The 20,598-nt window shown below is 35.0% G+C and carries 18 protein-coding genes; 7 read left to right on the top strand and 11 right to left on the bottom strand.

The genetic code is table 11. The features are described 5' to 3' along the window. From AC1DY0_RS13125 to AC1DY0_RS13110, 4 genes are all read right to left on the bottom strand, one after another. A partial coding sequence (locus tag AC1DY0_RS13125) for a PorP/SprF family type IX secretion system membrane protein (RefSeq protein WP_477189042.1) occupies positions 1-2,025 on the bottom strand: 2,025 nt, incomplete at its 3' end. 1 nt (position 2,026) lies between these two features. Further along, positions 2,027-3,538 carry a T9SS type B sorting domain-containing protein gene (locus tag AC1DY0_RS13120; RefSeq protein WP_477189041.1) on the bottom strand — a complete coding sequence of 504 codons (1,512 nt, stop codon included), beginning with the start codon at positions 3,536-3,538 and terminating at the stop codon, positions 2,027-2,029. 211 nt (positions 3,539-3,749) lie between these two features. Beyond that, a complete protein-coding gene (locus tag AC1DY0_RS13115) occupies positions 3,750-5,036 on the bottom strand; it encodes a hypothetical protein (RefSeq protein WP_477189040.1) in 1,287 nt (428 codons plus the stop codon). Between the two features lie 122 nt (positions 5,037-5,158). Then, the gene (locus tag AC1DY0_RS13110) at positions 5,159-5,605 is read right to left on the bottom strand and encodes a hypothetical protein (RefSeq protein WP_326398935.1); all 447 of its coding nucleotides are present in this window, start codon (positions 5,603-5,605) and stop codon (positions 5,159-5,161) included. 400 nt (positions 5,606-6,005) lie between these two features. Between AC1DY0_RS13110 and AC1DY0_RS13105 the strand changes: the two genes are divergently transcribed. Genes AC1DY0_RS13105 through AC1DY0_RS13095 form a run of 3 tightly spaced genes read left to right on the top strand, consistent with a single transcriptional unit; the run spans position 6,006 to position 8,084 of the window. After that, positions 6,006-7,142 (top strand): DNA polymerase III subunit, encoded by a 1,137-nt coding sequence (locus AC1DY0_RS13105; protein ID WP_477189039.1) that lies wholly within the window; start codon positions 6,006-6,008, stop codon positions 7,140-7,142. Positions 7,143-7,148: 6 nt separating this feature from the next. After that, positions 7,149-7,532 carry a DoxX family protein gene (locus AC1DY0_RS13100; protein ID WP_477189038.1) on the top strand — a complete coding sequence of 128 codons (384 nt, stop codon included), beginning with the start codon at positions 7,149-7,151 and terminating at the stop codon, positions 7,530-7,532. A 42-nt stretch (positions 7,533-7,574) separates the two neighbouring features. Further along, positions 7,575-8,084, top strand: coding sequence for an acyl-CoA thioesterase (locus tag AC1DY0_RS13095; RefSeq protein ID WP_116796514.1), 510 nt, complete (start codon positions 7,575-7,577; stop codon positions 8,082-8,084). Between the two features lie 167 nt (positions 8,085-8,251). Here AC1DY0_RS13095 and proC read toward each other — a convergent pair whose 3' ends face one another. From proC to AC1DY0_RS13070, 5 genes are all read right to left on the bottom strand, one after another. Next, entirely contained in the window at positions 8,252-9,028 is a 777-nt protein-coding gene (proC, locus tag AC1DY0_RS13090) for a pyrroline-5-carboxylate reductase (protein ID WP_477189037.1), read from the bottom strand. Positions 9,029-9,280: 252 nt separating this feature from the next. Continuing rightward, complete coding sequence (gene mgtE / locus AC1DY0_RS13085) at positions 9,281-10,675, bottom strand: magnesium transporter (protein ID WP_116796516.1); 1,395 nt, start codon at positions 10,673-10,675, stop codon at positions 9,281-9,283. Beyond that, complete coding sequence (gene rsmA / locus AC1DY0_RS13080) at positions 10,665-11,444, bottom strand: 16S rRNA (adenine(1518)-N(6)/adenine(1519)-N(6))-dimethyltransferase RsmA (protein WP_477189036.1); 780 nt, start codon at positions 11,442-11,444, stop codon at positions 10,665-10,667. Before rsmA ends, mgtE begins: the two co-directional genes overlap by 11 nt. Positions 11,445-11,520: 76 nt before the next feature. Beyond that, a complete protein-coding gene (locus AC1DY0_RS13075; protein WP_326399400.1) occupies positions 11,521-11,832 on the bottom strand; it encodes a DUF4286 family protein in 312 nt (103 codons plus the stop codon). A gap of 83 nt (positions 11,833-11,915) precedes the next feature. Then, on the bottom strand, positions 11,916-13,694 hold the full coding sequence (locus tag AC1DY0_RS13070) for a tetratricopeptide repeat protein (RefSeq protein WP_477189035.1): 1,779 nt from the start codon (positions 13,692-13,694) through the stop codon (positions 11,916-11,918). 311 nt (positions 13,695-14,005) lie between these two features. Between AC1DY0_RS13070 and AC1DY0_RS13065 the strand changes: the two genes are divergently transcribed. Further along, positions 14,006-14,914, top strand: coding sequence for a hypothetical protein (locus AC1DY0_RS13065; protein ID WP_477189034.1), 909 nt, complete (start codon positions 14,006-14,008; stop codon positions 14,912-14,914). A 73-nt stretch (positions 14,915-14,987) separates the two neighbouring features. Here the strand turns inward: AC1DY0_RS13065 and serS are convergent, their stop codons facing one another. Next, positions 14,988-16,259 (bottom strand): serine--tRNA ligase, encoded by a 1,272-nt coding sequence (serS, locus tag AC1DY0_RS13060; RefSeq protein ID WP_477189033.1) that lies wholly within the window; start codon positions 16,257-16,259, stop codon positions 14,988-14,990. Positions 16,260-16,513: 254 nt separating this feature from the next. On the opposite strand from serS, the gene AC1DY0_RS13055 reads away from it, so the two are divergent. Then, positions 16,514-17,029: a ferritin gene (locus AC1DY0_RS13055; protein WP_477189032.1), complete on the top strand. Its 516-nt coding sequence runs from the start codon at positions 16,514-16,516 to the stop codon at positions 17,027-17,029. 577 nt (positions 17,030-17,606) lie between these two features. Here the strand turns inward: AC1DY0_RS13055 and AC1DY0_RS13050 are convergent. Further along, positions 17,607-17,930: a single-stranded DNA-binding protein gene (locus AC1DY0_RS13050; RefSeq protein ID WP_477189031.1), complete on the bottom strand. Its 324-nt coding sequence runs from the start codon at positions 17,928-17,930 to the stop codon at positions 17,607-17,609. 610 nt (positions 17,931-18,540) lie between these two features. Here AC1DY0_RS13050 and AC1DY0_RS13045 point away from each other — a divergent pair. Further along, positions 18,541-20,070 carry a GNAT family N-acetyltransferase gene (locus AC1DY0_RS13045; protein ID WP_477189030.1) on the top strand — a complete coding sequence of 510 codons (1,530 nt, stop codon included), beginning with the start codon at positions 18,541-18,543 and terminating at the stop codon, positions 20,068-20,070. Between the two features lie 167 nt (positions 20,071-20,237). Next, positions 20,238-20,591: a hypothetical protein gene (locus tag AC1DY0_RS13040; protein ID WP_477189029.1), complete on the top strand. Its 354-nt coding sequence runs from the start codon at positions 20,238-20,240 to the stop codon at positions 20,589-20,591. Positions 20,592-20,598: the final 7 nt, after the last annotated feature.

Below are 20,598 nucleotides of genomic sequence, written 5' to 3'. Positions count from 1 at the left end.
GGCATCAGCGTCAGCTTTAACTTTATTATCAGCAGCAAGTTTTGCGGCAGCAGCATCGGCATCAGCTTTCGCTTTATTATCAGCAGCCAATTTTGCAGCGGCGGCATCAGCATCAGCTTTGGCTTTATTATCAGCGGCAAGTTTCGCGGCAGTGGCATCAGCATCTGCTTTAGCTTTAGCATCTGCAGCAAGTTTCACAGCAGCGGCATCAGCRTCAGCTTTRRCTTTATTATCAGCRGCAAGTTTTGCGGCAGCAGCATCGGCATCAGCTTTCGCTTTATTATCWGCWGCCAATTTTGCAGCGGCGGCATCAGCATCAGCTTTCACTTTATTATCAGCAGCCAGTTTTGCAGCGGTAGCATCAGCATCAGCTTTCGCTTTGGCGTCAGCAGCAAGTTTCGCAGCCGCAGCATCAGCATCAGCTTTCACTTTGGTATCAGCAGCAAGTTTCGCAGAAGATGCAGCAGCATCGGCTTTAGCTTTGTTATCAGCTGCCAATTTAGCAGCAGCGGCATCAGCGTCAGCTTTAACTTTGGCATCGGCAGCCAATTTAGCAGCAGCAGCATCTGCTTTAGCTTTTTGGTCAGCAGCCAACTTAGCAGCGACTGCATCGGCATCAGCTTTTACTTTTGCATCTGCAGCTAATTTCTCTGCATTTGCTTTGGCTTTATTATCAGCAGCCAATTTAACAGCGGCTGCATCGGCATCCGCTTTAGCTTTAGCATCAGCAGCTAGTTTTGCTTTTGCGGCCTCTTTAGCTTTTGCATCAGCGACTAATTTTGCAGACGCATCAGCATCTGCTTTTGTTTTTGCATCTGCTCCCAGTTTAGTGCTAGAAACAGGCTCTTGTTTTTTATTTGTTAATGCTAATGTGGCAGCATCTGCTTTGGCTTTAGCATCTGCAGCTAATTTAGCTTTTCTTGCCTCTTCAATAGCGTTTGCTTTCGCTTTCTGATCAGCAACTAATTTGGCTCTATTTTCAGCTATTTTTTGTTGCTGAGCTACTTTAGTATCAGCAACTGTTTTAGCATCAGCTTTTGGTTTAGCAACTGATGTTTTTTGTATTGGAGCTCGTTCAATCAAAGCCCCTTCTTCCTCATCATCACCATAATCAAAATTATTGTTTTTGAATTTATAGGCTAATACAATTATATGAGAAGCACCTAAATCTGAGATATCACCTAATCCCATTCCATAAGAATATTCAAGAGCGATTTTCGGCGTAATATTAAGACCAAAACCAGCAGTCATTCCCAAAACAGAATGATACCCCCCTTGCACCCATATTCCTTTGGGAATTGTAAACATAGCGGAACCAGAAAAAACAGTTTCCTCTTTATTCACTTCAGTTTTAATCAAACCGGAAAATTTACTTTTGTCAAAAAACCCATAAGAATCAATAAAACCCGTATACATCACATGTCCTTCGATTCCTTTATTAGGATCATCTTTTAAAATCCCAGAGTTAAAACTATAGCTAACTAAATTATTAAAGGCCAAACCGAAATCAAAAAAAGTGGTTCCATAATTGATACCAGGGTTGATAGTCATTACTGTATTTGACGGTATATTATCTAATGATGGATCTGGGTAATTAGAGACAACTTTCCCACTATTCAATCCACTTTTATAAGCGCTCAAATTCATTCCAAAAGTCAAATTACTATCTTCCTGCAATAGAATATTATGAGCAAAATTGGCAACCAAACCAGTAGTTGAAAGTACTCCTTGAGTTTGTTGAAAAATACCTAAGGCCACACCTTCATTCTCTCTAAAACGTCCTGAATAGCTTAACAAATATGTTTTAGGAGCATTATCAAAACCTGTCCATTGAGTTTTATTGAATAAAGTAATATAGGCACTTTGCTGTCTAACAAAACTAAATGTAGGGTTAATTACAAACGAATTAAATTTCAAAGAGTTTCCTGGAGGGATAACATAAGATACAACACCATCTTCTTGTTGGGCATAGAAGACATGTATCGAACAGCAAAAAAAGAAAACGCTTAGTAAAATTTTTTTCATATTATTTCAGAAGAGTTATCGAACCCTTTTTGGCAGACTCGCCAGTTGGAGTAATTATATAATAATAAACGGGATTGAAATTTTTAAATTCTATGGCAGTTTGTGGCCAACCACTATAATTGTCATAATTATCTGTTTGATAAACAATTTCACCAGAAGAGCTTAAAATCACAATATGGGTATTTGTTCCAGCTAAATATTTATCAGGAATAATCCAAGTATCATTAGTACCATCATTGTTTGGAGTGACAATATTAGGGATTTTAGGAACATTTAAATTCACTTTAAAAGAAACTTCAAAAGGAAATTCATCCGCAATAATACATCCTGTATTTTGCGTGACAACCCCTTTGTACTTTCCTTGAGCAGTAATGTCAATGAAATTTTTATCAGCACCCGGTATGGCTACATCATCGAAAAACCATTGATAAGAAGGACTAGCAGCATCAGATGTTATAGTTGCGTTCAGTGTTTCACCCTCATTTATATTATTGACTTTGTCAACATCAACACCTGAAATGGAACTGTTGGTTTTTAATACCTTTAAGTCTATCGTTCCCAATCCTTTACAACCACCAAAATCGACATCACAAGTATAGACACCAGATTGATCGGTTTCATAAGTCTGTGATATCGCTCCGTCAATGACATTATTATCTTTTCTCCAAACATAAGAATTACCACCAGTAGCCGTTAATGTAGTTTTACCCAAACTAAAGCAAAAAGGATTTCCTGAACTTGAAGTAATTACCGTCCCAGAACCTGAAGCACCTGATACTTTAACAACTTGTGAATGTGTATTTAAATCGGTACAAGGACCATAATCAACTTCCACATAATAATCCCCTCCCTGATTAACTGACAATGTACTATTGGATTCATTAGGTATAACATTCCCATCCTTATACCATTTATACTTCAATTGAGGATATTGCAATGGAGAAGTATTAGGAACAGACGGCGTAGAATTGTCTATAGCAAGTATACCACTTCCTCCAGCACAAAAACTAAGTGTTTCACTCTTATTATTAATAGAAAAATTTCCAGAAAAAGACAAAAAATGAATAGGGAAAGAAGTTAGTAAATCACTTGATTTAAAGTCAACACTTGTGACCCCTGATATGCTTTGTACTCTTAATTTATAAGTGTCCGAACCAATTAAATCAGCAGGCACTTCAAAAGTAAGTGTTTTGTCCGTTGGAGTATCAGCAGGAGTAGTTGAGCTGTTAAGTATTATATTGGGTTTACTAACAGTCGTAAAGTCATCATTGGAGAGTAAAACTATAAAAGTCTCAGTTGCAGAAAAACCACTTATTTTAAAAGGAACCTCATATCTATTATAACCACTTGGATAATCAACATTTGGTATGTTGGCACAAATTCTAGGATACCCAAGTTTTTGAGGTAAAATTGATGTTTGAGCAAACAAAGTTATAGTTGAAGGCAGAACCAACAACATCCAAAAAAACATAAATAAACCGGAAGAAAAAAAAGAAGTAGTTTTGCTTTTCATATGTGATATTTATTGCTATTCATAGAGACACATGCAATTCGCAAATTATCATTGGACTCTCAACCAATTGCTAGGTTAAGCTCATTCTTAGAAAACTGGAATACAAATAAAACAATTTAAAAACTATTTTAAATTAATAAAATGAAAGCTAAACCTCATTAATTATTAGGTCCAACTTTCATTTTATTAATTTAATAACAATTATAAATTTTTATTTAGTAGCTGCTGTAAATTTTGAAAGTGCCAACCTAAAGTCTGGTCTTCTAGGATTTGCAAAATCATTAAAGGTTTCTAAGTTTGTTGTTTTAGAATACAAAATAAAGAAAGCGTTATTTCCGTAATAACTTTCTAAATCTTCATTTTCAGTAGAGCCTTCACTAAAGATATTACCATTACAGAAATTCAAGTACATGTCTTCTATTCTAATTTTCTTAAGATTTTTGTCGTTGATTTCAATTTTACTGTCAAATACAACTGCTGGACTAAATCCAGAAATCACACTTTTTCTTAAAACTAAAGAACAATTTTCAGCCACATAGACACCTTCTTTTACTAAACCTGCTTTGATATCTTGATCTATATTATCACTATCATTTGCAAGTGTTAAATTAGTAGCAGTAACTAAAGTTTGTTTTTTTGTAAAGTCTACCTCTTCTTTCTTAGCATATGAAGAAACATCTAAACAACGAGATCCAGCACTACTTGTCAAATAAGAAGATCTAACCGCTAATGAATTATCAATTTTAGCTTGTGCACCTAAAGTAAATTTAAAATCTATTCCGTTAGATTTATAAGAAACCATTTTAGTCATTACGGGCTCACCACCAAGAACTTCAAAAGAGTCTCCAGCAGCATAACTTACCATAATGTTTTCTAAGATTGTTTTATTACCAATTCCTCCTAGTAAAAGAGCATTAAAACTCTCCGAGGAACCTCTTACTTTTTTTCCAGCGTATTCAATTCTTACAAACTTCATAACACCAGAAGAACTTGCAGGATTTACTCCTCCATAAGTAGTCAAACTAGGGTCTAAATCAAAATTAACCGAAGAATAATTTCCAAACTTATTAATTGGAGCATCGCCTAGAATAACTATGCCTCCCCAATCACCAGCTTTCTTTAAAGATTTATTGGAAGTAAAAACAATAGGATCTGTCTCTAAACCTTCAGCAAGAATTTGTGCACCTTTAGTAATAATCAAAGTTCCTTTTGATTCAGCGTCACCGATAATTACAGTACCTGGTTCAATTGTAAGAACTGCATTATTAGTCACGTATACATTACCTTGAATAATGTAAACATCCTTTTTTACAAGTTTAGTATTCTCAGTAATATTACCAGCCAAAATCTGTGTAGCTTCGCCATAATCAGCTTTGCCCGGTTTAAATTCAGTCCAGTTATTCAACCAATTGCTTGATCCAATTATACCTTTTTCTTGTTGTGCATTTACGCTGCAAACAGTCGCAAGGAAAACCCATATAATAAATATATTTTTCATAGGTTTGGGGGGTATTAAATTATTATTTGTAATCTCCGTAGGTCAAGAGTTTATTATCTCATTAAAGAGTAAAAGATCAAACTTAGCTTAAGATTGTGACATCTTATCTAAAAAACATTTTTCTATTGTTGCTCAACTTCATGCAATGACTTCAAAGTTTGCTCATAGAACAAAACCATAGTCACTAATTGATTTTTATCAGCATAAGGAAGCATTTTTCTCAAGAAATTCACAGTGATTTCTATGTAAGTTTGTGTTGCTTCAGTTTCTAAATCCAATGCTTTTCTATTATCTGCATCGTCTGGAATACCTAAGTCTGTCATAGTTACCCCTGGCTTTGTAGCCAATGCAATATGAGGTAATGTTTTGACAATTACTTTCATGCGCTCAATGTACAATTCCACTAATTCCCCTTTAGACATAGCTCTAAGTGTCTTATCATCATAATAAGTACGTAGTGAAGCAGAGGTGCTAATTATACTTTTTGGCATATTTGGTTTTGCCTGTGCGAAGCCTTTAGAAGTTAATGCTAACATAACGATACTGAAAAATATAATTTTCCCTTTCATAACTTGGATTTATTAATTAATAAAACAAAAATATACAATTAAATTGAATTTGCAAGTCCTATAGAAAAAATTAAAGATCTTTTTAATTCCAAATTGAGCGAAAAAACTGTTTTACACCGAGTAAACATTACCTTTTATCGAGATAAATTGCATTTAAAAAAAATAATAGGTAATTGAAATTTAATATTTTAAATAAGTTTTTACTTATTTATTTATGTAGTAATAAACTTCATAAATATAAATAAGGAAAAACAATACAGAAGTTATTAACAGTTGATGGTTGAAAAGTGAACAAATAACACTCCTGTTATTCTTTTGAAATTTACCTTCAAAACTCAGCAAAAAACAAACTTTGTAATAGAAAATTTTTGAAACTATCATTTTCTCCTATCTTTGCTTCATGGAATTTTCAAAAATTTTAGGGCAAGAGTACATTAAAAATCACTTAATTCAAAGTGCTAATTTAGGCAGAATACCGCATGCTCAATTATTCATTGGTCCTGAAGGCAGTGGAACTTTAGCCATGGCTATAGCCTACACTCATCATATTTTATGTAATAGTAATGAGACTCTTAACGAATCCTGTAGTCTTAAATTTCAAAAATTATCTCATCCCGATTTACATTTCATATACCCAACTGTTACTACCGAGGAAGTAAAAGTAAAACCAAAAAGCATTGATTTTATTGTAGACTGGAGACAATTTGTTTTAGAAAATCCTTATGGCGGATTATTTGACTGGTATGCCAAATTGGGAGTTCAGAACAAACAGGGAGAAATTCGTGTGGATGATGCGCAAGAAATTCTAAAATCTCTTTCCTTAAAATCATATGAAGGTGGATACAAAATAATGATTATTTGGATGGCGGATAAAATGAACATTGCCGCTTCCAATAAACTCCTAAAATTACTCGAAGAACCACCTGAAAAAACAGTTTTCATTCTCATCTCAGAAAACGAAGAAGATATCATTCAAACAATTCGTTCACGTTGTCAAATCACTCATTTTAGCGGTTTGAGCGAACAAGTTATTGCTGACGGACTTATAGAAAGAGAGCAAATTGAACTTAAAGAAGCTTTAAAAATAGCTCATCAATCCCAGGGAAATTATAACAAAGCCTTGCACCTATTATATGATGATAATGAAGCACTACCTTTCGAACAATGGTTTGTTACTTGGGTACGGGCAGCTTTTAAAGCCAAAGGAAATGCTGCAGCCATACAAGACTTAATTGAATGGAGTGAACAGATTGCTACTTTGGGAAGAGAGACACAAAAGAAATTTCTCCAATTTTGTATTGAAATGTTCCGCCAGGCTTTGTTGCTTAATTATGAAACAAAAACACTTGTTTACATTGAACCGAAAGTCGAAAAATTCAAACTTGAAAACTTTGCTCCTTTTGTAAACGGGAATAACATTACTGAAATATTTAAAGAACTATCAGATGCGATGTATCATATAGAACGCAATGGTAATGCCAAAATAATTTTAACAGATTTATCCATAAAACTTACTCGTTTAATTCATAAAAAATAAAACCCCATGAATAACATTGCCTCTATTTTAATCTTAGTTTTTTTAGCTATCACTTTTTTACAGTCTTCACAGGATAAACTATTCCATTGGAAAGACAATATCGATTGGCTTAAAGAACATTTTGCAGAAACTCCTTTACGTAATCAGGTGCCATTGGCTTTGGTAAATGTTTTAATTTTAGAGTTAATTTCAGGCATTTTATGCGTGGTTGGTGCTATAGAAATAGCTTTAAATAGCGGTAGAATCTACGGTTTATATGGAGCCATTTTTTCTTGCATCACGCTTATCATGTTACTTTTTGGACAACGTTTGGCCAAAGATTATGACGGAGCCAGAACTATTGTATTGTATTTTATTCCTTCAGTGATGGCTGTATATTGGCTAAACTAAAGATTCAAATTAAATTAAAATTAATAATTCTCATATAAAAGTATGACACCAAAACATCCTTCAGAATCCTTGACGATATTAACCGATTTGGTTTTACCAAGCGAAACCAATCCTTTGAATAACTTATTTGGAGGAGAATTATTGGCAAGAATGGATCGCGCAGCAAGTATTGCGGCCGGAAGACATTCACGCCGTATTGGTGTGACTGCATCTGTAAATCATGTGGCTTTTAACAAATCTATTCCATTGGGCAGCGTAGTAATTATTGAGGCCAAAGTATCGAGAGCTTTTAAAAGTTCGATGGAAATTTATCTGGACGTTTGGGTAGAAGACCGTCAGTCCGGAAACAGAACCAAGGCTAACGAAGCAATTTACACATTTGTGGCAGTAGATGATACAGGAAGACCTGTAGAAGTTCCGCTGATTGAACCTCAAACAGAATTGGAAATACAACGTTATGATGCTGCGTTGAGAAGAAAGCAATTAAGCTTAGTGTTGGCTGGTAAAATGAATCCTCATGAAGCCACCGAATTAAAAGCTTTATTCACATAAAAGACAAAAACACCTTATAACCCTTTAAGATGTGGGTTACAGCGTGAAGGATGGAAGCAAGTTACCGAAGTAAAGGCGGACAGCCTGACAGCATAAAGGAAAGGGGCCGACTCAACAGTTTTAGATGAGTTGGCCCCTTTTTTTATGGTGGCACGCCCAAGTGATTTTTATCCCTTAATTTGTTTCAGCGAGGTTTTAATTCCTTTGATTAAAGAAGAACTGAAACCATGTAATTCCATTTCGTTTAATCCAGCAATTGTACAACCTTGTGGTGTAGTTACACGGTCGATCAATTGTTCTGGATGCCCTTTTTCCTCAAGTAACATTTCGGCGGCACCTTTTACTGTTTGAGCTGAAATAGCTAAAGCTGTTTGCCAATCAAAACCTATTTCAATTCCTGCTTGCATCGATGCACGGATGTAACGCAAGGCAAAAGCAGTTCCACTCGCCGCAAGAACAGTTGCAGCATCCATTAATTTTTCATCAATGATAGGAGCTGTTCCTAATGCTTGAAATAGCGCAACTGTCGCTTGAGCTTTTTCTTTGTTTTTTTCGTGAAAGGCGATACAAGTTGCCGATGCACCAAATTGCGCAGCTATATTTGGCATAATGCGAACTGCACTATGGCTATCCCCTATTTTGTTTTGTAAATTCTCTATGGATAATCCACTTACGGCTGAAGCGATTACTTTGTTTGAAATACTAGGCAATATCTCGGCCAAAACAGTATCAACCTGATATGGCTTTATAGTCAAGATAATGATATCTGCTTCTTGAATATTGCTAGTATTATCAGTAGTAACGGTAACTCCAAGCTCTTTTAAATGTGAAATAGGAGCAATGTTGCGTCTAGTTACGGTAACTTGATTATTGGTAGTGAATTTCGCAATTCCTATTGCGATTGAAGCTCCAAGGTTTCCGCCGCCTATAATGTGTATTTTCATTTCGGTTTGTTTTATTCTTTGATTTGTTAATAGCATTTGGACACCAAAAAGTATTTAATACTTACTTAAAATTCTCCTCAAATGGAGCAGAAACGATCAGGACACAAAGTACACGAAAAATCCCGAATTTATTATTTTTTTATATAAATAAATTCGGGATAATTGTTAAATTCTAAAACTATCGATAGTTAATATCCTAATATTAATCTAGCTATCCAAAAATAAATCATGCCACAAAAAACATCATGATTATTACAATAATTTTCCACTCAAGAAAAACAGGGCAATCGAAAAATAAATAATCAATCCCGTTACATCCACTATCGTTGCCACAAAAGGTGCCGATGCAGTTGCTGGATCAAGACCTACTCTTCGCAACACAAAAGGAATTAAAGAACCCGATAAGGTTCCCCAGAGAACTATTGCTACTAATGAAATAGAAACGCTCAAAGCAACCCAAAACCAGTATGGCCCGTAATCATAAATTCCAGATTCTTGCCATATCAATATCCTAATAAATCCAATGATTCCAAGTATTGTCCCGAGTAATAACCCTGATAAAATTTCTTTTTTCATAACATACCACCAATCGCTTAATTGCAATTCTTTCAATGCCATGGCTCTGATAATTAAGGATGCCGCTTGTGATCCTGAATTACCACCACTGGAAATGATTAATGGGATAAATAAGCCTAAAACAACTGCCTTAGATAATATTATTTCATAATATCCCATAGCCGAAGCAGTGAACATTTCTCCTAAAAACAAAATAACCAACCAACCCGCTCTTTTACGAACGAGCTCCATTAATGTTGTTTTAGTATAAGATAAATCCAATCCTTCGGTACCCCCAAATTTCTGGATATCCTCTGTATCACGTTGTTCAATTACGTCTAAAATATCATCTATGGTAATCCTGCCCACTAAGCGCCCTAATTCATCAACAACTGGAATTGCTTCCAAATCGTATTTTTGCATGATTCGAGCTACCTCAACATCTTCGTCATCAACCTTTACAAAGTTTAATTTTTTGATATAAACATCGCTTATTTGAGTTCTTGCCGAAGTAGTTAATAAATCTTTTAACGATAAACGCCCTAGTAATCTGTCATCATCATCAACCACATAAATCGAATGTACTCTTGAAATATCCTTTGCCTGAATGCGCATTTCTTTTATACAAGTAAGTACATTCCAGTTTTCATTAACTTTAACTAACTCTTTATGCATAATACCACCTGCGGAATCTTCTGCATAACGCAACAATTCGACAATATCTTTGGCATGCTCAACATCTTGAAGTTCTAATATTACTTCTTCTTTTTTGCTCTGAGAAAGTTCTGCTATAATATCGGCAGCATCATTAGTTTCGAGTTCGTCTAATTCTTCTGCAATTTCTTTTGCTGATAATCTGCTGAGGATTTCTTCTCTTAAATCTTCATTTATTTCTAATAGAATCTCAGCAGTTTTTTCACTATCTAAAACTTTAAAAATATAAGCAGCATCGTTTAAGTCCAATTTGTAAAGCATCTCTGCAATATCGGCATGATGCAAATCATTAAGCAAAATCTCTATTTCATCAATGTTTTTACTTTGAATGAGATTCTCTAGTTGTTGTATTAATTCTTTGCTGATTTTAAACTCCATCCGCTTCTATTTTTTGGGTCAATGCAATAAATTCTGTGTAATCCAATTGTTCGGGGCGAAGATTAAAAACTTCATCTTCTCTCAGACTATCGGACAAATTTAAGGTTTTTAAACTGTTACGCAAGGTCTTTCTGCGCTGTTGAAAAGCCGTTTTCACTACCGTGAAAAATAACTTTTCGCTACAAGGCAAACTATAATCTTCCTTCCTACGCATACGCATCACTCCAGATTTTACTTTGGGTGGCGGACTAAACACATTTTCGTCTACGGTAAATAAATACTCGGTATCATAAAATGCCTTTACTAATACCGAAAGTATTCCATACGCTTTACTCCCTTTTTTTTCGCAGATGCGTTCTGCTACTTCTTTTTGAAACATACCTGCAAATTCTGGAATTTGATTGCGTAATTCCAATGTTTTAAAAACAATTTGCGTCGAAATATTATATGGAAAATTACCAATTATAGCGAATTGTTTTCCTGCGAAAACTTCGTTGATATCGTATTTTAGGAAATCCTTTGAAATGATTCGGTCTTTCAATTTGTCATAATGAACACCCAAATATTCAACCGATTCGGTATCAATTTCGATAACGTAGGTATTAATTGGTTTGTCCAATAAATACTTGGTCAGTACTCCCATTCCGGGTCCTATTTCCAGTACATCTTCATACCCTTCTAAATTCAAAGTATCGGCGATGTCTTTCGCTACGCTTTCGTCTTTTAAGAAATGCTGTCCGAGGTGTTTTTTGGCTGTTACTTTTTCCATTTTATTTTATTCGATTTTCGAATATTAGATTGTTAGATTTTCGAACTAACGAACTATCTAAAAATCGAATAATCTATTAATGATCACTTATTACCTGTAATTCGGTTCTAAAAGTCAGCATTTTATCGCCAAACAATTTCTCGCCTTCTTCTCTTAGCTTAGGAGCATCTTCTAGGTAATATCTATCTAATGTTTCCTTGCTGTCTGTTGTATATTGAACTGAATAGGTAACTCCCCCCATTTCTTCTTCTACCAAAACACGAACTAAACGTGCTGAAATAAATTTTCCACAAGCCAACATTTCCGGAATGTGTTTGTGCTGCATCCAGATCATCCATTTGTCATGAACACTTTCGTGTATGTTTGTGGTAACATTATATATTATCATTTTTACTGTTGATTTGCTTAATTGTTTATTCGTTTAACCGATTCGATTAAACGAATAAACAGTTAAACGATTAAACTATTCTCTTATAAATTTGTATCTCCTCGTAATTCCCTGAATTTTCTCCTTGCATCAACAAAATAAATACTGTCCTGATGGCTGAAAATTATTTTCTCATACAATACCTTCGCTTTATCAGGTTGTTGCAATTGTTTGTTATAAATATCTGCTGAAAAATACAAAGCTTCATCAATATAAATCCCATCACTATGATGGTCAATTATGTCTTGATATTGTGCCAAAGCTAAAGTATAATCACCCAACTTTTCATATATTCTTCCTAATCTCAACAAAGTTACCCCTTCTATTTCCTGCCCTTTGAAACTTTTCAGAATCGATTGAAACTGAACAATCGCTTCTTGATTCCTATTTTGGTACAAAAGATAATCTCCTTTGGCAAATTGTTTCAAAGCCGTTTGGGTCGAATCGGCGACGGTATTGTCGTTAATCAACAAAAAATACTCCAAAGCATCATTGGCAATCAACTGCGTACTGGCCGATTTCAACTCTTTGAATTGCTTCAAGGCCCATTCAAAATCGGTTTTAAAATAACTCGTTTTAGCCGATTTCAAGCTTGCTTCATGCGACAATACATTGTTTTGCAAATTCTCCTCAATCTGCGAATAATAGAGTAACGCCTGATTAAACTTTTCTTCCGAAAGTAAAATATCGGCCAACTCCATTTTACACTGCCCCTGATCAAACTGGTTCAGTTGCATTTCCATTGCGCGCTTTACAATGGCTGTTCCTTCAACAGGATTCTTCATTATGAAACTAACAAAATGTGCTTGTTTCAACTGCAAAGATAAGGTAACTGGTGTTATACCGTACTGCTTTAACAAAAGTTCAAATTGCGTATTGATGGCTGCAAAATCTTTTTCCTGCGCCTTTTCCATTTTCATTTTCAGCAGAAAAGTATGGGCTTGCACAATCATCTCTACATCAGTAGTGTTTAACAATACATAATCCATAACTTCTGTGGCAACCTCATTATCTCCTTCTTCAATGGCTATTTGCCCTAAACTGATTATACTGGAAAGAGACTCTGGGTTTCGTTTATAAATTGCTTTTTCTTGAATAAAAGCTTTCCCAAATTCTTTTTGCTGCATATAAAACCAACTCAAGAATTGGTTCCAAAAAACATCCTGGCTTTTTTGAACTCTAATAATCAAGGCTTTTCGAAGACTATCATTGAACTTAGAATCTCCATCTGAGGACATATAACGTGTCAATTGATTTTGAATCGTCAACGCAGATTGTGGATTTTCAACTGCTTCATCCAAAAAATTGGCAATCATCTGATCAGTATTTCCCAATTGCCCATACAACAACGCTGTTTGGTATTTAAAATCAAAAGTTGGTACCAATTCACTGGCTACCAAATAGGATTTCAATGCATATTCCAGCAGTACTTTCTTTTCAAAAGTATTGGCAACTCCATAAACCTCATTTGGGTTTTTTCGGATTTTATCTATTGCATCTTCATAATACTTTTTCGCTTTCGGATCATTTTTTTGTAATTGAAAATTGTATCCCAATTCAACCAAAAGTGTAGCTTGTTTGTATTTGTTCAATCGATCCTGAATTGCTTTTTCAGCCGGTTCAAATTGAAGTAATTGCTGCATACAATCAATTTTTCGCTGAAAATAAAAAGGATTAGTTGGTAAACCATCCGATAATTCCTGATAGCTAACCAAAGCTTTCTCAAAATCACCCTTGTCATAATAATACTGTGCCAATTGCTCGTTTTGTGAAAAACAAACCAATGACAAAAACAAATTTATATACAACAGGATTTTTTGCATAATTAACGAAATTCACTTAGAACATCAATTTTAATGTATAATCACACGTGAAATATACTTTATAACAACAACTAACTTTAAAAAATAGACAAAACAGGCCGTTGTTTGATTATCTGGTAAAAGTAATTATTATTCCGCTAAATCTATTTTCGAACAACCTATTTCTTCAAACTAACAGTGTATTGAATAAAAAACACAACCATATAAAACTAACCTTAAAACAATTTGAAGATTTTTATTACAAAACATTTCTGGTATTTTTGTTTCTTTGCCAAATGCCCTTTTGCCAAAACCTAAAATCAAAATCTTTTATGTACATTAAATTTAGTTTCAAACCTTTCTGTTCTCTTTTTCTCATTCTCTTATTCATTACTGCCGGTTGTGACAATAATGAAGGAAACCCATCGGACAATAATGAAAAACCCATCACTACCAATTTAAAAATTGAATCTTCCGGGGCTTTTTGCAACTTAAAATTATCCGCTAATGATTATAATTATTGGAATAGCCATTCCATCAATTCAGCTGAAGCCTCTTCTAAAATAAAAACACTTTGCAAGTCGGAAATCTATCCCGTACTCAAAGATGAATTTGACTTCATTATCGTTGTAATGAACAATACAGATCTTCCTGCAGATATGCCTTATGGAGAATACCAACATATAAAAAATGACACGCAGGGAATCGGACTTGATTTATTTGACCACACAGCAGAATATGGTTCAGCAGGTAAATTACAAGGTATTTATTTTCTTTACAAAAACAACATTGACAATGGACCAGTATTACACGAGATGTTTCATCGTTGGGGAAATTGGGTAGTTCCTCAAAATTATGGAGGTCATTGGGACAACGTGAAAGGAATACTCACAAGTGTTTCTAACAATTATGCAGATATTGAATTATATCTTGCAGGCGCAATCCCAGCTTCTGAAATTAAAGATCCCGAAAGTTTGGCCATCTATAATGATTCCCGTTTTACTAATAAAACAAGAACTCCAAATAGTTCGAATTCCCAAAAAAGCTTCAAATCACTTGTAGTCATTATGAGCACTTCCGATTTGACCGACACAGAAATAACCACTTTCAAAAACCGAATTTCGAACATAACCCGTACTCCTTCCCAAGGAACAACCAATTCAGGATATCAAAATATCTATAATAAAAGTAGAGGGTTATTAACGTTATCAATAGGTGAACTTGACAAAGCCAAGAAATAGTTTTTCACTTTAACTTTATTCAAATAAAAAAGGGAAATCTCACGATTTCCCTTTTCCTATTTTATAACTTGAACTAGTCAATAATATCAAAGCCGCAATATGAACGCAATACTTCTGGGATTACGATTCCTTCTGGAGTTTGGTAGTTTTCCAAAATTCCGGCAAGAACTCTTGGCAAAGCCAAAGAACTTCCGTTAAGCGTATGCGCCAATTGGTTTTTCCCATCTTTGTCTTTGAAACGCAATTTCAAACGATTGGCCTGGAAAGTCTCAAAATTAGATACTGATGAAATTTCCAACCAACGTTCTTGCGCTGTAGAATATACTTCAAAATCATAAGTCAAAGCCGATGTAAACCCCATATCGCCTCCACAAAGACGTAAAATTCTATAAGGCAATTTCAAATCCTGCAAAATGCTTTTTACGTGTTCTACCATCCCATCAAGAGCTACATATGAATTATCGGGATGCTCCACACGAACGATCTCTACTTTGTCAAATTGATGCAAACGGTTCAAACCACGTACGTGCGCACCATAAGAACCTGCTTCACGACGGAAACAAGGTGTATAACCTGTGTACTTAACAGGCAATTCATTTTCATTTAAAATGACGTCTCTAAATATATTGGTTACAGGAACCTCAGCTGTTGGAATCAAATACAAGTCATCGGTAGCATCGTGGTACATTTGACCTTCTTTGTCCGGCAATTGCCCAGTTCCATAAGCAGATGCTTCGTTTACCAAATGTGGCACTTGCATTTCTTTGTATCCAGCTTCCGTATTTTTGTCCAAGAAATAATTGATCAAAGCGCGTTGCAAACGAGCTCCTTTTCCTTTATAAACAGGAAATCCTGCACCGGTTATCTTTACACCCAATTCAAAATCGATGATATCATATTTCTTAACCAATTCCCAGTGTGGTTGTGCACCTTCGTGTAATACAGGAATTTCACCTTCCTCAAACACATTTAAGTTATCCTCCGGAGTTTTTCCAACAGGAACAATATCGGCAGGAAGATTTGGTAAAGTATATAATTTCTCTGTTAATTCATTTGCAAGAGCAACGGCACTTTCGCCCAATGCTTTGCTCTTTTCTTTTAACAGAACTGTTTTTTCTTTAAGAATAGCCGCTTTCGATTTCTCCCCAGCTTTCATCAAATCCCCAATGTCTTTGGATAATTTATTAGATTCGGATAAAGTATTGTCTAACTCCACTTGTGTCGCACGACGTTTCTCATCCAGTTGTACCACTTCTTCAACAATCCCTTTGGCATCCATATTTCTTTTGGCCAAAGCATTGATTACTTTTTCTTGATTCTCTCTAATAAATGCAATTTGTAACATAGTTGATTTTTTATAACTAAATAATGACAGCAAATTTAGGGAAATGTTTGATATGAACCAGACAAAGTTTGTCATGTCTGTATTTTTTAGTTTTTGTCTCACTATTATTACAAAACAATATTTTTTTTATCTCATTTAATACCATCGTAAAGCGTTTTTAAAGATTCTAAATTGGTCAAGATTGTTTCATTTTCCGCAATAAAAGAAGCAGATTTAACGATTTATTTTCTAATTTTACTAAAAACCTAGAAATCATGTTATTAAAAAATATCGAAACCGCGCTGAACAAACAAATTCGTATTGAGGCAGAATCTTCTCAAACCTATCTATCAATGGCTTGTTGGTCCGAGGTAAATGGGCTGGAAGGAATCGCACAGTTTATGTACGCACAATCTGACGAGGAACGTTTACACATGCTTAAGTTAATCAAGTATGTTAACGAACGTGGTGGTCACGCTCAAGTTACCGACTTGAAAGCACCGAAAACGACTTATGAAACTTTCAAAGGAATGTTTGAAGAACTTTACAAACATGAAATTTTTGTTTCGGAATCGATTAATAAGTTGGTACACATCACATTTGAAGAAAAAGATTATGCTACCCATAATTTCTTGCAATGGTACGTAGCCGAGCAAATCGAAGAAGAAGCAACTGCCAAAAACATTTTGGATAAAATCAACCTTATTGGAGATGATAAAGGTGGATTGTATCTATTTGATCGTGATATTCAACAGATGGCGATAGCAAGTGCGGCAGCAACAGTTAAATAATTAAGAGAACACTTCATAAATAATAACCCCAAAATGATTAAGTTACGTTTTGGGGATTTTTTTGCTCCAAAAAGTGTTAAAGTTTATTTAGAACAGATAAAAATAATATACATTTGCCTTGGTTTTAAATTCTTTACACGGTGAGCAAGAAAGAAAAAGAGAAAAAAAGAAAAAAGGACAAAAAAAAAGAAATCCTTAAAAAGATAAAAGTAGCTGAAAACTGCAAGTCTAGTTGTTGCGAAAAATACATGAAAAGTGAGAACAAACGTTGCGGTCGTTGTCCTATGTTTGACTTGCTAAAAAAAACAGCTTAGTTCTAGTTGGCAGATAGAATTGCATAAATAAACATTTTTTAATTCCCTGTTGGTTTAAAATGAACCGTCGTAATAGTTAATTTATATGTATTGAAAAAGAGTTCCGCTATAACGGAACTCTTTTTTTTATTAAAATAATTGAGATGCTTACTCAGTCAGCATGACCGTATTCTGATAAATCAACACTTAAAAACACTAGTCTTGTCCTTCATATGCCCGTGTCTAAGTCTGCCTTCTCTATTCTGAAATATGCTTTCTGAAACCTACTTTCCGAGTAACATAATTTCGCTTACGACTACTTCGGTGATATATCGTTTTTCACCATTCTTGTCGTCGTAGCTTCTGTGTGTTAGTTTACCATCTATGGCAATTTGTTTGCCTTTGGTTACGAATTTCTCCATAATCTCTGCAGTTTTCCCCCAGGCAACTACGGTATGCCATTCGGTTTGCTCTATTCGTTCTCCTTTATCGTTTTTGTAACTGTCGTTGGTGGCGATAGTCAAATTGGCGACTTTTCTTCCTCCATCCAAAGTTTTGATGATTGGGTCATTTCCTGCGTTTCCGATTAATTGTACTCTGTTTTTCATGGCGTGTAAAATTTAAATATTTAGTGTGTATATGATTGTTTTATCGAAATTGACATTACTTATTTCATTTCGACTTGGCAAAGATGCGATGGCTTATAAAAGTTATTCGGTTGCTAACTACTTACTTTCGGTTGTAATTATTTGTAACCGTTTGTAAATGGAAACTTTTGAGTATATTTGGATAAAGTCGATCATAAACAAATAAAGTACACTTTAGATTGGGCCACAGATGAGACGGATTAAACGGATTTTCACAGATAAAAATTAGAGTTCTATAAATATGACTATTAAACATTATGAATTTCTGTTATGCACAAAATAAAAATCAGTACTAATCTGTTTAATCCGTCTCATCTGTGGCCAGTTTAAAAGTTAGGATGGAAAACAAACACAAAACCATAAATCCTAATTAGCCCTGATGGAGCCGATATCCTCGCAACGCAGTGAAGAGATAAAGGCGAAATATTTATATTCACGAATACAAAAATTTAAATATAAACTATGAGTACAGCAGGAACCCATGCCCATAAATAAAGCCTATTGATTGGCTCCAAAAAATTAAAATATTGTAGTTTTAAACTAATTATTCACATAAAATTCTCCCATTATTATGCAGGCTAAAATAAAGAAAGTAGAATTACGGAATTTAGCTTTTGAGGATTACAAACAACTCAAAAACTCGATGGTAGAATCGTATCCCGAAATGGCGGATTCCTATTGGCGTGCCAATGATATTGAGACATTATTGGGTGTTTTCCCCGAGGGACAATTGGTAATTCTCGTCGATGGAAAAGTGGTTGGCTCTGCCCTGTCCTTGATCGTAGATGAAAGACTGGTTGACAAAAAGCACAATTACTTGCAAATAATAGGTGATTATTCTTTTTCGACGCACAATCCAAATGGGGAAATATTATATGGAATCGATGTTTTTATTCATCCCAGTTATCGTGGTTTGCGTTTAGGCAGACGTTTATATGATGCCCGAAAAGAATTATGTGAAAAATTAAACCTCAAGTCTATTGTTTTTGCGGGACGCATTCCGAGTTACGGTCAGTATTCCGACAAAATGACTCCCAAGAAATATATTGAGAAAGTAAAAAGCAAACAATTACACGATCCAGTGCTTTCGTTTCAGCTAAGTAATGACTTTCACGTGTTGCGAATCATGAAGAACTATTTGGCGGGTGATGAGGATTCTAAGGAATTTGCAGTTTTGTTGGAATGGAACAATATCTATTTTGACGAAAGTCCAAGATTAATAAACACGGAAAAAAATGTTATTCGGCTAGGGTTAATTCAATGGCAAATGCGTTCATTAGGTAATCTTGAAGCCTTATTTGAACAGTCGGAATTTTTTATAGATGTGGTTTCGGGCTACACTTGCGATTTTGCAGTTTTCCCCGAATTGTTCATTGCGCCTTTAATGGCCGATTATAATCATTTGACCGAAGCCGAAGCGATTCGGGAACTAGCCAAACATTCTGAACCTATTCGGAAACGGTTTCAGGAATTGGCGATTTCGTATAATATCAATATCATTTCGGGCAGTATGCCGTATCTGGAAAATGGAAATTTATACAATGTGGGGTTTCTGTGCAAAAGAGACGGAACTTCGGAGATGTATACCAAAATTCACATAACACCAAATGAAAAGCAACATTGGGGGATGAAAGGCGGATCAGAAATTAAGACTTTTGATACCGACTGTGGTAAAATTGGAATTATGATTTGTTATGATGTCGAGTTTCCGGAAGTCTCCAGAATTATGGCCGATGAAGGAATGAATATTCTTTTTGTTCCCTTCTTGACTGATACACAAAACGCCTACATCCGAGTAAAACACTGTGCCCAAGCCAGAGCTATTGAAAACGAGTGCTATGTTGCCATTGCTGGTTGTGTGGGGAATTTACCTAAGGTAAATAATATGGACATTCAATATGCGCAAGCGGCGGTTTTTACGCCTTCGGATTTTGCTTTTCCAAGTAATGGTATCAAAGCCGAAGCCACTCCGAATACCGAAATGACTTTGATTGTTGATGTCGATTTGAGATTGCTCAAAGAATTGCACGAACACGGAAGTGTGAGAATCCTGAAAGATCGAAGAACCGATTTGTATGAAATAAAAAAGATTGAGAATTGAGAGGAACGGCTTAAGATTGGGACACGGATGACACAGATTGAGCGTATTTCCACAGATAAAAGCTAGTGTCATATATTAAAAATCCGTGCGAATCTGTTTAATCCGTTTCATCTGTGGCCAATTTTACACTTAGATTGATTTAAAAAATAGACTTAAAAAGTAAAATTATGAAAACCTGCCTCGAATGTGGTGATCCAATTGTAGGTCGCGAAGACAAAAAATTCTGCAGCGATGGTTGCCGAAATGCCTATAACAACAAAATAAATAAGGATAGTACGAATTATATGCGCAATATCAATAACAAATTGCGTAAAAATTACCGAATTTTGTCGGAGTTGAATGTGAATGCCGATGGAAAATCCAAAACGACCCGAGCCAAGTTGATGAGCAAGGGGTTTGACTTTGAATTTTTTACCAATATTTTGAATACCAAATCGGGAAATACCTACTATTTTCTGTATGACCAAGGCTATATGGTTTTGGAAAATGATTATTATGTGCTAGTTAAAAAAGATATTTAATACCTCA

The organism is Flavobacterium sp. P1_E4, assembly GCF_056405915.1.
The sequence above is the reverse complement of the archived record's forward strand: the minus strand, read 5'-3'. Positions and strand labels throughout refer to the sequence as shown.